A 12,713-nucleotide genomic window follows, 5' to 3' on the forward strand; every position below is an offset into this window, starting at 1 on the left:
GGGGAATCCGAGCCGGATTCCCCCGCCTATGTCACGCTCGGTGGAAATGTGCGGGTCGCGCCCTCGAGTGCGAGTGACCCCGCTGGACCGACCATTCGGCTTGTCGCGCTCTTGCCGCCACGTCTCGCGCGGGGCTAGTTTGCCTCCATGCTGCTGAGGCACCGGGCTCCGTCGGTGTCGGCATGCGACGCTACGACGAGGTGGGGAGGGGCTCCGATGTCCGACGCCCAGACCGGCACGATCACCACGGAGGTCCCGGCCCGGCTCGACCGGCTGCCCTGGTCACGGTTCCACTGGCGGGTGGTGATCGGGCTCGGCAGCGTGTGGATCCTCGATGGCCTCGAGGTCACGATGGTCGGCAACGTTGCCGCCAGGCTCACCGAGGACGGCAGCGGGCTGGACATCTCCGCCGCCCAGATCGGCTTCGCGGGAGCGATCTACATCGCTGGGGCCTGCCTCGGCGCCCTGTTCTTCGGCCAGCTGACGGACCGGTTGGGGCGCAAGAAGCTGTTCATCTGGACCCTTGTGCTGTACCTGATCGCCACCGTCGCGACCGCCTTCTCCTTCTCTCCGTGGTTCTTCTTCCTCTGCCGGTTCCTCACCGGAGCGGGGATCGGCGGCGAGTACGCCGCCATCAACTCGGCGATCGACGAGCTGATCCCGGCGAAGGTGCGCGGGCGGGTCGACCTGGTGATCAACGGGTCCTACTGGTTGGGTGCCGCCGCCGGGTCGGCGCTGTCGCTGGTGCTGCTGAGCACCGCGCTGTTCCCCATGGATCTCGGCTGGCGCCTGGCGTTCGGCTTCGGGGCCGTGCTCGGCATCGCCGTCCTGGTGGTGCGGCGGCACGTGCCCGAGAGCCCCCGCTGGCTGTTCCTCCACGGCCGCGAGGACGAGGCCGAGCAGATCGTCGGCGGCATCGAAGAGGCGATCGAGGAGCGGCTCGGTGAAGAGCTCCCCGCCCCCGAGTCGTCGCTGACCGTGCATCCGCGCGCGGCGATCCCGTTCCGGGAGATCGCCGCGGTCGCCTTCCGGAAGTATCCGAAGCGATCGATCCTGTGCCTTGCCCTGTTCGTCGGCCAGGCGTTCCTCTACAACGGCATCACCTTCAACCTCGGGGTGCTCCTGACGTCCTTCTATGACATCGGTGCGGAGCTGGCGCCGCTGTTCATCATCTTCTGGGCGCTGTCGAACTTCGCGGGGCCGGTGCTGCTGGGCCACTTCTTCGACTCCGTCGGCCGGAAGCCGATGATCGCGCTCGCCTACCTGGGCAGCGCGGTGATGACCGTGCCGCTCGCGTGGGTGTTCGTCAGCCAGACGGGCGGGCTTCCCGCGTTCATGATCCTGCTGGTGATCACGTTCTTCCTGGCGTCCTCCGGAGCCAGCGCCGCTTATCTGACGGTGAGCGAGATCTTCCCGATGGAGACCCGGGCATTGGCGATCGCCTTTTTTTATGCGCTGGGCACCGCAGTCGGCGGCATCGCTGGCCCGCTGCTGTTCGGCAGCCTGATCGATACCGGTGAGCGACCGCCGGTGGCGCTGGGGTTCCTGATCGCCGCGGTGGTGATGGCGCTCGGCGGCGTGGCCGAACTGGTGTTCGGGGTCAAGGCCGAGGGGCAGAAGCTGGAGGATCTCGCGACTCCGCTCTCGGCCGAGGGGGCCGAAGACTCGGACCAGGAGGTCGACGGAGCGGAGCGGGAAGATCATGGGCGCGCCGACCGCGTCACGAGGCCGGGCGATGACCGCGGTGAAGGCGACGAAGGGCGGCGCCCGGCGGAGGAGAGCAGGTGATGCCGATCGGTTGCCTCGTGTTCGGCCATCGGCCCAGCTTCCGGGCCGAGGGCTCCACCATGTACTGGGAGTGCGAGCGCGGATGCGGTGAAGCCGACGGAGCGAAGACTTATCCCACACCTGCGCACGCGCAGCGCTACGCCACCGCTTTCGACCGCCGGGACAACGAACGGCTCGGGGAGCGCGCCCCTCTGCTGGGCATGTTCCCCTTGAGGATCTGGCGGTGGCTGAGCCATCGCAATGCCCCGAAGGTGTGATCCGCGCGAAGCGGTGACTCCCGAAGCGTGAAGATGCGGTTCAGGCCGTCGGCGGCTCGAGCAGGCGTGAGGGGTGGGTGTCGGCCGCGGAGTGCCAGGACTGGGTGCGCTCGTAGGTCTCCCAGCCCATCGCGCCGTAGAGACCGTCGGCGCCGGTGGGGGAGTCATCGTCGACCTCGAGGTCGACGTGCGTGCGGCCCCGCTCGATGGCGTCCTGGATCGAGGCGTTCAGCAGCGCTTTCGCGATGCCGTGACCGCGGGCGGAGCGGTGCACGCCGAGGTACTCGAGGTAGGTGCCCTCGCCCAGGGTCTCGGTCTTGGGGAGGACGGCGGCGACCAGGCCGCCGGCGGGCAGCCAGATGCCGTCGCGGTGGATCTCGGCGATCCACCAGTGGTCCCAGCCCGCCTCTTCCGGGTTCTCGATGAGGCGCTGGACGAATTCGGCGAAGGACTCCCGGTAGGAGTTGAAGTGGTCCGCGAAGGACTCCTCGAGCATCCGGTGCACGGTGCGCACATCCTGGGCGACCGGCAGCCCGGACTCGTGGCGATGGACCTGCCGCACCCTGGTGCCCTCGCGCGGCGCCGGCAGCGCCTCGAGCTCGGCGGGGTCGACGGGCCGGCGCATGTGCAGCCAGGTGCGCACCATCGTGTAACCGGCGGCGGTGAGCAGTCTGCCGCGGTCGGTGTCCAGCTCGTTCGCATCGGCATCGAGCTGGGTGCGCTCGATCCCGCGGGCGCGGGCGAAGGAGCCGCCCACCTCGACCGCCCAGTCCAGCAGGGCGGCGGCCAGGGCGTCGCGCTCGGGAGCATCCTCGGCGATCACGAACTGCACGTTGGTGCGGCCGGTGGCACGGTCCTCCAGCGCCACCCAGGCGAGCGGGGCCCGATCGAGGGAGGGGGAGCCGTCGGCGGCGACGGGGACCACCACGACCTCGCGGCGCGCCCAGGACTTCAGCCCCACCATGCGCGAGCGCATCCCGGCCTCGTCGGCCGAGCCGTCCGGGGTGTGGCGGCGGATGTCCGCGGTGACCAGGGCGACGACTGCTGGAACGTCGGCCTCGATCGGCACCCTGGTGGTCAGGTGGCCCTCCAGGGGCGCGGGCATCGTGGGCGGGAAGTGATCGGTCAGCAGCATCCGTCCATCTTTTCATGAGTCGGCCCGGTGCCGCGGCCCGGGTGCGAGCGGCCAACGGCCCGGTCCTGAGTCCGTGAAGACTCGGGGCCGGGCCGTTGTGCCGGTGAAGTCAGCGTTCGTCGGCCGTGACCGGTTCTCGCTCATCGGCAGCGCCTGCAGCGTCGAGCTGCTCCGGATCGATCACCGGGATCGGGCCGGTGCGCGGGTGGAGGTCCTGCGGCTCAGTGCCGGTGCCACTGAGCTCCGCGGCGGCGTCGACACCCGGCTGGGCGGCGAGCTCGTCGGCGGATTCGACGGTCTCACGCAGCGGCACATGCTTGATGAACAGCGAGAGCACCAGGGCGATGACCGCGAAGGGCACGGCGGTGAGGAACACCATGTGCATCGCCTCGCCCATGCCCATCCGGATCGGCTCGACGAGGATGTCGGGCAGCTGCGAGAGGGCGGAGGGATCCAGCGCCGCATTCTCGAGACCGGTCACATCTGCGCCGCCGGAGGCCTGCAGGTCGGCGAGGTCCTCCGCGGGCAGCGCTGCGATCTGATCGCTGATCGAGGTGGACATCGACGCGGTCATCACGGTGCCGAGCACCGCGATGCCCACGGTGGAGCCGATGTTGCGGAAGAACTGGATCGCGGCGGTGGCGGTGCCGAGCTCGCGCCGGGCCACCGCGTTCTGCACGATCAGCGTGTACACCTGCATCGACAGGCCGAGCCCCAAGCCGATCACGATCATCGCGAGGGTGAGGTGCCACTGGGTGTCGCCGTATTCGAGGGCGACCAGCAGTACATATCCGATCACCATGATGATGCCGCCGACGATGAGGAACGGCCGGTAGCGGCCGGTCTTCGAGATCAGCAGGCCCACGACGATCGAGGTGAGGATCATGGCGACTGACTGGGGGATCAGGATCATGCCTGACTGGGTGGCGGAGACTCCCATGACGCCCTGCGCATAGACGGGGATGTAGATGATCGCGCCGAACATCGCGACCGCGATCGCGAACGAGGCCGCGACCGACAGGGCGACGATCGGGCGCAGCAGCAGGTGCATCGGCAGCAGCGGCTCCTCGACCTTGGTCTCGATGACCACGAAGGCGATCAGGAACACCGCAGCGATGGCGTACATCCCGAGGATCACCGGGGAGGTCCAGGCGTAGTCGGCGCCGCCCCAGGTGGTGGCCAGCAGCGCGAGGACCAGGCCGGGGGTGAGGGTGAGGATGCCGGCGAAATCGACCTTGCCGTGCTGCTCGGACTTCTCCAGGTGGAGGAACTTCAGGATGAAGAGGAAGGCGGCGATCCCGATCGGGATGGTCAGGTAGAACAGCCAGCGCCAGCCCAGATGATCGGTGACCACACCGCCGATGAGCGGCCCGGCGATCGAGGTGACGCCGAAGACGGCACCCATGATCCCCTGATACTTGCCACGCTGACGCGGCGGGATGATGTCGCCGATGATGGTCTGGCTCAGCGGCATCAGCGTGCCCATGCCAAGGCCCTGCACGGCGCGGGCGAAGACCAGGAACCAGAAGCCCTGTGCCATGCCGGCCAGGATCGAGCCGATCATGAAGATGGCCAGTCCACCCAGGTAGAACCAGCGGCGGCCATAGAGGTCGGAGAGCTTGCCGACCACCGGCACGGACACGGCCGAGACCAGCATCGCGGCGGTCGCGATCCAGCTGTAGTGCTCGATGCCGCCGAGCTCGCCGACGATGCGGGGCATCGCGGGGCCGACGATGGTCTGCGAGAGGGAGGCGACGAACATGCCGAGCATGAGGCCGACGAAGACGAGCTTGCCCTGTCGGTCCAGGCCGGTGAAGGCAGGGGCTGGGGCGGCGCTGGAGGGTGGCGTGGCGGTGGGTGGGGTGCTCATGAGCTCCTCGGAGGAGTGGTGTGCTGACGGAAGGATGGAGAGGGCGCTGGAGGGCGTCCGCTGGCCGTAGCACGTCACTGGGCCTCGACCGGATCACTCTATCCAACACTTGCAGTCAATGCACTATTTCACTGAGTGCAGATTTTGTGATGTGCCGGACCTACGATGGTCTGGTGAACGAGACGACTGAACCCGACCAGAGCCTGGGACTGCGCGAGCTGAAGAAGCGTCAGTCCCGGCTCGCCATGCATCGCGCCGCCCTCGAGCTGGTGAGCGAGCACGGGCTCGGAGGGGTCACGGTCGAGGCGATCGCCCACCGCGCCGGGGTCTCCACGCGGACGTTCTTCAATCACTGGTCCACGAAGGAATCCGCGATCATCGGGGTCCTCAGCGCCGGGGACGCCGAGATCGCGGAGCGGCTGCGCCACCTGGCCGAGGAGCAGGGCCCGTTGCAGGCGCTGCGCACGGTGCTGCGTGAGGCGATCTCCTCCGCGCCCATCGATGCCGGGCTGCGAGAGCTGAAGAAGGAGGTCATGGCCAAGGAGCCGCGGCTGCATTCCCTCTCCACCGGCAATATGCTCTCGGTTCAGACGGAGATGGTCGAGGCGCTGACAGAGATTCTCGGGGGAGAAGACGCTCGGGAGCAAGCGATGCTCTCCGTGCAGATCGGCTTCGCCATCACCCGCACCGCCTTCGCCGTCTCGATGGCGCGCGGCATCGACCTGGGCATCGCTTTCGACGAGGTGCTGGACCGCTATGACGAGGCCGACGGGGTCTTCTGACCCTGCGCGCCAGCGGGTCGCTGCCGCACCAGGCGCCCGTGCCCGCTCTCCCAGCCGCGGCCGTCCTCAAGCCGCTCGGCGACCAGGCGCTCGAGCCGCGTCCGACGGGGCAGGCCGGCGGCGTCATAGGGCGGGCGCTGGCCGAACACGAAGAAGGCCGCGCCCTCATCCGAGCGCTCCGAAGAGAGCAGCTCCCAGCGCCGCGCGAAGGCGCCGAGGTTCGAGTCCGCACCGAGCTCCTCGGTGAGTACCGGGTTCACCAGCCAGGAGTCGCAGAGGAACTCATGGCCGAACGGCACCGCACCGGGCGGGCGTGCGGTGTCGAGATCCGCGTAGTGGGTGGAGAAGTACGCGGTCGCCTGCGAGAAGGATTCCTCGACCGCCGTGGGATCCAACGGACCGGTGGCGGGTATGTGGGCGCCGATCACCCAGCGTTCGTTCTCGGTGCCTTTCTCCGTGCGATGCAGATCGAACTGGAGGCGACCCAGGTGCACGAGGCGTCCTCGCCAGTTCAGTGCCATCCACGCCAGCTGGTGCAGTCCCAGCCGCCCGCTGCTGCGGCGATGGACCCGCATCTGCTGACCGAGGTCCGCGAGCACCTCCCAGGACTGCTCGGTGCTCAGCCCGCGCTCCCGATGCCAGGCCCGCACCGTCGACGTGCTCACCACCAGGGCAAGGATCGAGAGCAGGCCTTCCCCCGGTGCGAGGCGCCGCTGCAGCGCGTTGTGCTGCTCCTTCACGGTGTCGAGAGCAGCCGCGGGAGCCTCGAGCCCGGCGCTCACCCGCAGCAGGTTCGCGGCGCGGGTGATCTCCGCGAGGATCTCCGGATCCGCCAGGGCCGGGCCGATCAGGGCGCTGAGCTCGGAGTGATCGTCACCGGTGATGCCCAGCAGCTCCAGCAATGCGGGAGTCGAAGGAGCGCTCAGCATCTGGGCGACGGCAGCCGACGGCAGCTCCTCGGTGGCGCGGACGGCCTGCGGCGGATCGCCGAGAACCTCGAACGGGGAATCACGGCGGACACTCATGGGCACACGGTAGCGCCCGGCGGCACCTGGATGTGAGCTGGGCCGCTACGATTCCAGTGTCGAGACCACGCATCCGTCGGCCTGCGCCGACGCAGGAGGAGCCAGAGCATGAGCACCGAGATCCCCGAAACCGCTGAGACCCCCACGGGTGCGGAGACCGTCGAGACCATCGAGAGCCCCGCTGCGCAGCTCAGCCCCTCGGCCCTGGCCGTGCGCGACGCCTATGCCTTCGACGGCGGTCGGATCCATCTCGGCGCGATGATCGAGGGCGAGGAGCCGAATCCGGCCGTGGCCGTGAACCTGTCGGTGAGGATGCTGAACCGTCATGGCCTGATCGCAGGCGCCACCGGCACCGGCAAGACCCGCACTCTGCAGGTGATCGCCGAGCAGGCCGCCCATGCCGGGGCCTCCGTGTTCGTCGCCGATATGAAGGGCGACCTCTCCGGCATCGCCGTTCCCGGCCCGGCATCCGAGAAGCTCTCCGCCCGCGCCGCGGCCCGAGGCCAGGAGTGGATCTCCCGCGCTGCCCCCACCGAGTTCTTCAGCCTCGGCGGCCAGGGCGAGGGCGTGCCGATCCGCACCACCGTGAGCACCTTCGGGCCGGTGCTCATGGCCAAGGTGCTTGAGCTGAACGAGACCCAGGAGAGCTCGCTGGGGCTGATCTTCCACTACGCGGACACCCAGGGCCTGGGCCTGCTGGACCTCAAGGACCTCCGTGCCCTGATCCAGTTCCTCACGTCCGACGAGGGCAAGGGCGAGCTCAAGGGCATCGGCGGAATCTCCACCGCGACCGCCGGCGTGATCCTGCGCAGCCTGACCGCCTTCGAGGCCTCGGGGGCGGATGTCTTCTTCGGTGAGCCCGCCTTCGACACCGAGAAGCTGCTGCGCAAGGCCGAGGACGGCACCGGGATCATCTCCTGCCTCGAACTGCCGGGCGTCGCCTCACGGCCCGCACTGTTCTCGACCTTCATGATGTGGATGCTCGCCGAGCTGTACCAGGACCTTCCCGAGGTGGGCGACGCCGAGGTCCCCAAGCTGGTGTTCTTCTTCGATGAGGCGCATCTGCTGTTCAAGGACGCCTCCAAGGCGTTCCTCGACCAGGTCGTCCAGACGGTGCGGCTGATCCGCTCCAAGGGGGTGGGCATCTTCTTCATCACCCAGACCCCGAAGGACGTCCCCGGGGACGTGCTCGCCCAGCTCGGCAACCGGGTCCAGCACGCGCTGCGCGCCTTCACGCCCGACGACGCGAAATCCCTCAAGGCCACCGCCAGCACCTTCCCGACCTCCGAGCATGATCTGGTCGAGGTGATTCCCGCGCTCGGCACCGGCGAGGCGATCGTGACGGTGATGAGCGAGGACGGGGCCCCCACGCCGGTGGCGATCACCGCCGTGCGCGCGCCGGAATCCTCGATGGACCCGGCGGGGGAGGGTGTCATCGCCGCCGTGGTGAAGGCCTCGCCGCTCACCGCGGAGTACGGGACCGTCGTGGATCGGGAATCCGCCTACGAGATCCTCACCGCCCGGGCCGAGAAAGACGCCAGGGCCCTCGAGGAGGGGGCCGACGAAGGCGCTGAGCAGGGGGAGAAGGAGTCGAGCGCCTCCCAGCGGAAGGCGTCCACGAAGAAGGACGAGGGTGGGTTCTTCGAGAAGCCGGCCGTGAAGTCGTTCTTCCGCTCCGCGGGCACTGTGCTGGGCCGGGAGATCACCCGCAGCCTGTTCGGCACCAAGCGCCGCCGCTGAGCGAACGGCCCTGCCGCCGCACGGTGGGGCCAGTCGCTGGCCTGCTGGCACCGCGCCGACCGGCCCCGGCGCGCCAGCGCCCGGACATGACGAGAGCCCCTGGCAACAGCCGGGGGCTCTCGGTGCATCCGGTCCCGTGGGGACCCGGATCAGGCTGAGCTCAGCTCACTTCTTGCCCTGATTCGCGACGGCCTCTGCGGCGGCCTTCGCGGCGACGGGGTCGAGGTAGCGGCCACCCTTCTCGACGGGCTGGAAGTCCTCGTCCAGCTCGTACACCAGCGGCTGGCCGGTGGGGATGTTCAGGCCGGAGATCTCTTCGTCGGAGACGCCGTCGAGGTACTTCACCAACGCGCGCAGCGAGTTGCCGTGGGCGGCGATGAGCACAGTCTTGCCCTCGACGAGGTCAGGCTTGATTCCCTCCTCCCAGTACGGCAGGAAGCGCTCGACGACGTCCTTGAGGCACTCGGACTTGGGCAGCTGGTCGCCGAGGCCCGCGTACTGGGGGTCCTGGTCCTGGCTGAACTCGGTGCCGAACTCGATCTCGGGCGGCGGGGTGTCGTAGGAACGACGCCAGGCCATGAACTTCTCCTCGCCGTACTTCTCACGGATCTCGGACTTGTTCATGCCCTGGAGCGCACCGTAGTGGCGCTCGTTCAGTCGCCAGTCGCGCTTGACGGGGATCCAGTGGCGGTCGGCGGCATCGAGGGAGAGGTTCGCGGTCATGATCGCGCGGCGCTGCAGCGAGGTGTGCACGACGTCGGGCAGGATGCCGGCGTCCTTCAGCAGCACTCCGCCGTTGGCGGCCTCAGCCTCACCCTTCTCGGTGAGGTGGACGTCCACCCAGCCGGTGAACAGATTCTTCGCATTCCAGTCGCTCTCGCCGTGGCGGAGCAGCACGAGTGTGTAGGTCATGGTCACAGCCTAACGGCGCGGGGGAGAGGGCGCAGTTCTTGCCCATCGGTTGCCCGCCTCGCAGGGCGCGGGGCGGACGTTAGGCTCGATCCCATGCTCAGCACTGCTTCCGGCGCACTCTCCGACGTCCCTGTGGTCCTGCTCGATCTCGACGGCACGATCGTGGACTCCGGACCCGGCATCTTCGCGGCGCTCGAGCACGCCTTCGCGGCCTGCGACGAGCAGCTCCCCGAGCCCGCCGTGCTGCGCACCTTCATCGGTCCGCCGTTGACGACCTCTTTCCGCGGCGTGCTCGGGATGAGCGCCGAGCGCGCGGAGGAGCTCCGCCTCGCGTACACCGAGCACTACCAGTCCCACGGCCTGCTGGAGGCGCTGCCCTATCCGGGCATCCCGGAGCTGTTGGACGGGCTCGCGGCGTCCGGGCGCACCGTAGCGGTCGCGACCAACAAGCCGGAGACCACGGCGCGGCGCCTGCTCGAGCAGCAGGGCCTCGCGGACCGCTTCGCGTTGATCGGCGGCACCGACCGCGCCTCGGGCAGGAGCGACAAAGCGGCGGTGATCGGCAGCGTTCTCGAGCGCCTGGGCCTCGCGGCCGGGGCGGCGGGCAGGGCGCGGACCGTGATGATCGGGGACCGGATCCACGACGCCGAGGGTGCCTCGGAGCACGGCGTGCCCGCGCTGCTGGTCGGCTGGGGATACGGCGGGCCTGTCGAGCAGGCGGCCGACGTCCCATGCGTCGCGACCGTCGCCGAGCTCTCGGCGCTCCTGCTGGGCTGAGCTCCGCTGCGGGCGCTCAGGCCTCGAGGAGGATCGTGAAGGGGCCGTCGTTGGTGAGGCCCACGCGCATCATTGCGCCGAAGCGTCCGGTCGCGACGGTGACGCCGCGCTCGCGGATCGCCTCGACCACCTGCTCCACCAGTGGCTCGGCGACAGGCCCTGGGGCTGCACTGCTCCAGGAGGGTCGACGCCCCTTGCGCACGTCCGCGTAGAGCGTGAACTGGGAGACCACCAGTACCTGCGCCCCGGCATCGAGCACTGAGCGTTCGCCGTCCAGGATGCGCAGCTCGCAGATCTTCCGGGCGATCGTCGCCACCTGCTCCGGTCCGTCCTCATGGGTGACACCGACCAGCACGAGCAGACCTTCGCCCTCGATCGCGCCGACCACCTTGCCGTCGACCTCGACCTGGGCACCGTCGACTCTCTGAAGCACTGCACGCATGCTCCGATGGTGGCACAGCGGAGAGAACGTGGCGGGAGATCAGCCGGGCTGGATCGAGTCGATCCTGCGCTCCTGCGTAGGGGAGTCATCGTCTCCATCGTCCAGCGGCCCGCGGGAGGGGTGCTGCTGCCCGGGGGAGGGATCCAGCGGAGGCACCGGCTGGGCGGCCGGAGGATTCCTCGGCGGAGGGGCGGAACGAGGGGGAGGAGGACCAGTGTGCTCGAGCGGAGCGGAGAACGCAGGCGGGGCTGACTGCTCCCAGGGCGTCGAGGGATTCTGCGGCGCACCGTGAGGAGCCCCGGTCTGGCGAGAGGTGGACTGCGGAGGTCCGAACTGCGGCGGTGCGGAGTGCGGAGGTCCGGACTGCGGAGGTCCGAACTGCGGCGGTGCGGAGTGCGGAGGTCCGGACTGCACGGGCGCCGACTGCTGTGCGGGGGCCGACATGCTCTGCTGTGGGGCGACTGAGGGGCGCAGGCGGGCCTGTTGCTGAACCTGCTGCTGTGGCTGCTGGATCTGCTGAGGCGCTGGCTGCTGCCCGGTCGGGGCGGACCCGGGGGCTGGGGCCTGGCGCACTCCCGTCGGCCCCTGGGTGGGTGGGACCGGCTGCTGGGGCGGGGTGCCGGCGCTCGGGGCAGTGCGCCGGTCCTCGGCCGCCGCAGCGTCGCGACGATGCTGCTCTGCTCGGCGGGCCGCGGTGACCCACTCTTCCGCGACGCGCACGATGGCTTCGGTGGCGGCCTCCCAGGAGGCTTCCTGCTGCCGGTGCGGGCCGGTGGCCAGGGACAGCACCACTCCTGCGGAGCGCAGCGCGAGCTCAGTGGGATCCACCCGTTCGATGAACATCTCGTGCCAGGTGTTGATGGATTCTTCGACGCGCTCCTGCATGGCGCGGTCGATGCGCCCGGCGTTGCCATAGTCCGCGAGAACGCTGAGATGTGCGAGCAGGCAGGCCAGATCGTCTGCCCGCCGGCCCGGCCCCACCGTGTCGATGTCGAGCAGACCCACCACCTTGCCGTTCTCCACGAAGACCTGAGCCTCGTAGAAATCGCCATGCACCACATCATGCGGACCCATATCCATGCGCTGCTCAAGGGCTGTCAGCCCTTCCCGGATCGCCCGCACCAGGGCATCCAGCCGGGGGCCCAGGGAGGGGACGGAGGAGCTGACGATCCCGGCGTAGAACTCAACCGAGTCGGTCCAGGGCGGACGCAGCGGGAGGGTATACATCGAAGCGGGAAGTCGATCTGCCAGCGCCACCAGATCCTCGGCACGGCAGGCGTCGACGCCTTCGTCGATCACCGCGCGGGCCAGGGGGCGGCCGGGCAGCTCGGCGAGGACCACGAGCCCGTTGTGGTGGGCGATCACCTCGGGCACCGGTACCCCAGCGGCCAGCAGTCGGTGGTGGCGGTCCACGATCTCCCCGCTGCGATGGGGCTGCATGACCTTGAGGAAGAAGGCGTGATCCCCCTGTGAGGCGCGCAGCACGGCACGTCGCCCAGGGCGATAGGACACCACGTCGATCGCGATCGGCACCGAGGGGTCGGTGCCGAGCGGCGCCCCCAGGTCACGCAGGGTGCGGCCGACGATGTCGGGATAGCAGACCTGCGGAAGCATCGGCAGCCAGGGATCGTGCGGGTAGCGCCACACGCGTACGTTGATGTCACCGTCGGTCATCACCAGGGTCTGCTCGGCGACGTAGAGGTTCTTCTCGCGCTCGCCGATATGCGCGCTCGCCCCGAACAGCTCCTCACGGGCTGGAGCCTGCGGGCCGTCGAGCTCGGGCCAGGAGACCATCGTGCGGTACAGCGCCTTGGTGCTGCGTCCGGGGCGGTGGTCGACATGGTCGAGCTGCCAGCTGTGCAGCACTCCTCCGGAGTTGCCGACGGCTGAGCGGAGGAGTCCTCCTGCGCCGGGCCCGGTGAGGAGCTCGGAGCCGTCCTGCGTGTGTGACATGGGCGATTCAATCTTGTCATGTGGTCATCAGG

Annotated in this window: 11 protein-coding genes; 5 read left to right on the plus strand and 6 right to left on the minus strand. The window is 69.3% G+C overall.

Annotated elements, in window-relative coordinates:
* The first annotated feature begins 216 nt into the window (after positions 1 to 216).
* Positions 217 to 1,788: an MFS transporter gene (locus ABD893_RS15340; RefSeq protein WP_345082257.1), complete on the plus strand. Its 1,572-nt coding sequence runs from the start codon at positions 217 to 219 to the stop codon at positions 1,786 to 1,788.
* Positions 1,788 to 2,045 (plus strand): hypothetical protein, encoded by a 258-nt coding sequence (locus tag ABD893_RS15345; RefSeq protein WP_345082259.1) that lies wholly within the window; start codon positions 1,788 to 1,790, stop codon positions 2,043 to 2,045. The genes ABD893_RS15340 and ABD893_RS15345 overlap by 1 nt, the downstream gene beginning before the upstream one ends.
* Positions 2,046 to 2,085: 40 nt before the next feature.
* Here ABD893_RS15345 and ABD893_RS15350 read toward each other — a convergent pair whose 3' ends face one another.
* Together ABD893_RS15350 and ABD893_RS15355 are read right to left on the minus strand one after the other, a co-directional pair.
* Positions 2,086 to 3,180, minus strand: a complete 1,095-nt coding sequence (locus ABD893_RS15350) for a GNAT family N-acetyltransferase (RefSeq protein WP_345082262.1) — start codon at positions 3,178 to 3,180, stop codon at positions 2,086 to 2,088.
* A 109-nt stretch (positions 3,181 to 3,289) separates the two neighbouring features.
* Positions 3,290 to 5,050: an MDR family MFS transporter gene (locus ABD893_RS15355; protein WP_345082265.1), complete on the minus strand. Its 1,761-nt coding sequence runs from the start codon at positions 5,048 to 5,050 to the stop codon at positions 3,290 to 3,292.
* 173 nt (positions 5,051 to 5,223) lie between these two features.
* On the opposite strand from ABD893_RS15355, the gene ABD893_RS15360 reads away from it, so the two are divergent.
* Positions 5,224 to 5,832, plus strand: coding sequence for a TetR/AcrR family transcriptional regulator (locus ABD893_RS15360; RefSeq protein ID WP_345082270.1), 609 nt, complete (start codon positions 5,224 to 5,226; stop codon positions 5,830 to 5,832).
* On the opposite strand, the gene ABD893_RS15365 is transcribed toward ABD893_RS15360, so the two are convergent.
* The gene (locus ABD893_RS15365; protein WP_345082273.1) at positions 5,805 to 6,857 is read right to left on the minus strand and encodes an acyltransferase domain-containing protein; all 1,053 of its coding nucleotides are present in this window, start codon (positions 6,855 to 6,857) and stop codon (positions 5,805 to 5,807) included. The genes ABD893_RS15360 and ABD893_RS15365 overlap by 28 nt on opposite strands.
* Before the next feature lie 108 nt (positions 6,858 to 6,965).
* Between ABD893_RS15365 and ABD893_RS15370 the strand changes: the two genes are divergently transcribed.
* Positions 6,966 to 8,597, plus strand: a complete 1,632-nt coding sequence (locus ABD893_RS15370) for a helicase HerA-like domain-containing protein (RefSeq protein ID WP_345082276.1) — start codon at positions 6,966 to 6,968, stop codon at positions 8,595 to 8,597.
* Between the two features lie 165 nt (positions 8,598 to 8,762).
* Here ABD893_RS15370 and ABD893_RS15375 read toward each other — a convergent pair whose 3' ends face one another.
* The gene (locus tag ABD893_RS15375) at positions 8,763 to 9,509 is read right to left on the minus strand and encodes a phosphoglyceromutase (protein WP_345082279.1); all 747 of its coding nucleotides are present in this window, start codon (positions 9,507 to 9,509) and stop codon (positions 8,763 to 8,765) included.
* Positions 9,510 to 9,602: 93 nt separating this feature from the next.
* On the opposite strand from ABD893_RS15375, the gene ABD893_RS15380 reads away from it, so the two are divergent.
* Complete coding sequence (locus ABD893_RS15380; protein ID WP_345082282.1) at positions 9,603 to 10,286, plus strand: HAD hydrolase-like protein; 684 nt, start codon at positions 9,603 to 9,605, stop codon at positions 10,284 to 10,286.
* 16 nt (positions 10,287 to 10,302) lie between these two features.
* On the opposite strand, the gene dtd is transcribed toward ABD893_RS15380, so the two are convergent.
* The gene (dtd, locus tag ABD893_RS15385) at positions 10,303 to 10,728 is read right to left on the minus strand and encodes a D-aminoacyl-tRNA deacylase (protein ID WP_345082284.1); all 426 of its coding nucleotides are present in this window, start codon (positions 10,726 to 10,728) and stop codon (positions 10,303 to 10,305) included.
* 39 nt (positions 10,729 to 10,767) lie between these two features.
* A complete protein-coding gene (locus tag ABD893_RS15390; RefSeq protein WP_345082287.1) occupies positions 10,768 to 12,681 on the minus strand; it encodes a phosphotransferase in 1,914 nt (637 codons plus the stop codon).
* Positions 12,682 to 12,713: the final 32 nt, after the last annotated feature.

It is taken from the genome of Brachybacterium paraconglomeratum (assembly GCF_039541415.1).
GTDB lineage: Bacteria > Actinomycetota > Actinomycetes > Actinomycetales > Dermabacteraceae > Brachybacterium > Brachybacterium paraconglomeratum_A.

What these genes read in the sequence shown, in the direction of transcription:
- ABD893_RS15340 (WP_345082257.1), top strand. Translation starts at nt 217, where the DNA reads ATGTCCGACGCCCAGACCGGCACGATCACCACGGAGGTCCCGGCCCGG.
- ABD893_RS15345 (WP_345082259.1), top strand. Translation starts at nt 1,788, where the DNA reads ATGCCGATCGGTTGCCTCGTGTTCGGCCATCGGCCCAGCTTCCGGGCC.
- ABD893_RS15350 (WP_345082262.1), bottom strand. Translation starts at nt 3,180, where the DNA reads ATGCTGCTGACCGATCACTTCCCGCCCACGATGCCCGCGCCCCTGGAG.
- ABD893_RS15355 (WP_345082265.1), bottom strand. Translation starts at nt 5,050, where the DNA reads ATGAGCACCCCACCCACCGCCACGCCACCCTCCAGCGCCGCCCCAGCC.
- ABD893_RS15365 (WP_345082273.1), bottom strand. Translation starts at nt 6,857, where the DNA reads ATGAGTGTCCGCCGTGATTCCCCGTTCGAGGTTCTCGGCGATCCGCCG.
- ABD893_RS15370 (WP_345082276.1), top strand. Translation starts at nt 6,966, where the DNA reads ATGAGCACCGAGATCCCCGAAACCGCTGAGACCCCCACGGGTGCGGAG.
- ABD893_RS15375 (WP_345082279.1), bottom strand. Translation starts at nt 9,509, where the DNA reads ATGACCTACACACTCGTGCTGCTCCGCCACGGCGAGAGCGACTGGAAT.
- ABD893_RS15380 (WP_345082282.1), top strand. Translation starts at nt 9,603, where the DNA reads ATGCTCAGCACTGCTTCCGGCGCACTCTCCGACGTCCCTGTGGTCCTG.
- dtd (WP_345082284.1), bottom strand. Translation starts at nt 10,728, where the DNA reads ATGCGTGCAGTGCTTCAGAGAGTCGACGGTGCCCAGGTCGAGGTCGAC.
- ABD893_RS15390 (WP_345082287.1), bottom strand. Translation starts at nt 12,681, where the DNA reads ATGTCACACACGCAGGACGGCTCCGAGCTCCTCACCGGGCCCGGCGCA.